We start from the raw sequence: 1,261 nt of genomic DNA, 5'->3' as shown, positions 1-1,261 counted from the left end.
ACCCCTTCAGCGCATAGAACGGCACGCGTTCCATCAGTTGCTTCAGGCGCTCGGCGATCGACGACTTGCCGCCGCCGACCGGCCCCAGCAGATAGAGGATCTGCTTCTTCTCCTCGAGGCCTTGTGCAGCGTGACGGAAGTACGCCACGACCTGCTCGATCACTTCCTCCATTCCGTAGAACTCACGGAACGCGGGATAGACCTTGATGACCTTGTTCGCAAAGATCCGCGACAGGCGCGGATCGTTGCGGGTATCGATGTGTTCGGGTTCCCCGATCGCAGCCAGCATGCGTTCGCCGGCCGTAGCATACGCGGATGGATCGTTTTTGCAGAGCGCGAGGTACTCCTCGAGCGAGAGCTCTTCCTCTCGCGTTTTTTCGAAGCGGTTCGCGAAGCTGCTGTAGATATCCATGCTACCTCCTCGCCTGAGTCTGAAGACGTGCTTGCCATCTTGTGACTACGTAGACGCAAACGCGTTCGAATTCATCCTAAACCCTTTTATATTTTTTTTCACGAACTGCGTTGTGATTTGTACCTCCGGCGCGCGATCGCTTGGAGAACCATTTTCATCGCCCTACAATCACTGACCCGAGCCGACGAAACAGCATCCGTCACGTCTCATCCTGCACCGGAACGTCTTGTGCATTGGATGCGCCAGCCGTCGCGAAATTCAACGTCGTTCCTCCCTTCCCTTCTATACGTTCGAGCCCGCGTTTGCGACGACAGCACAAACGCGCCGTTACAATTTTTTTGTCCGGGCCCCGTACGGAGATACCCGTACGACAACGGCGCGACATGGCGATGCGCTCGCGCATGCATCCCGTCGCATGCGCACGCATGCCGCGCAATGGTTCGCGCATGCCATGCGAAAACGCCCGCTTGAAGCGGGCGTTCATCGTCATGCAAATGGGGATAGATGCACGGTGCGCGCACCGCCTGGAAAAATCAGAACGTCTCCCAGTCGTCAGCGCCTGCGGTCGTGGCAGCCGGCGATGCGGCGTGCGCCGCGGCGGCCGGCTTGCGTACCGGCTTCGACACGACCGCTGCACGCGGTGCGGGCATGACGCGCGCATCCTGCATCGCGGCGGCCGGCGACTTGCCCACGGGCGCAGACGGGCGGATCGCGACCGGCTCGGCCGGACGTGCTTTCGCCGCGCCGCCTTCGTCGACCTCTATGTGTGCTTCGCGGTGGCACACCACGCCGCCGTGCGGCGGGCACAGGGTGGAGAGCGCGAGGCAATTGGCGGCGGTGCCGGTGGCG

At 61.7% G+C, this 1,261-nt stretch carries 2 protein-coding genes and 1 pseudogene; all 3 read right to left on the bottom strand.

The features are described from left to right. Positions 1 to 412, bottom strand: a pseudogene (locus tag KH616_RS25135) (PrkA family serine protein kinase); the annotation flags it as partial. Between the two features lie 199 nt (positions 413 to 611). Next, entirely contained in the window at positions 612 to 902 is a 291-nt protein-coding gene (locus KH616_RS25130) for a hypothetical protein (protein ID WP_292255273.1), read from the bottom strand. A 43-nt stretch (positions 903 to 945) separates the two neighbouring features. After that, positions 946 to 1,261 (bottom strand): beta-eliminating lyase-related protein (locus KH616_RS25125; protein ID WP_292255270.1); only part of this gene is annotated, 316 nt, incomplete at its 5' end.

Source organism: Burkholderia sp. (assembly GCF_018375725.1).
GTDB lineage: Bacteria > Pseudomonadota > Gammaproteobacteria > Burkholderiales > Burkholderiaceae > Burkholderia.
This window is presented reverse-complemented; position numbering and strand designations above follow the sequence as displayed.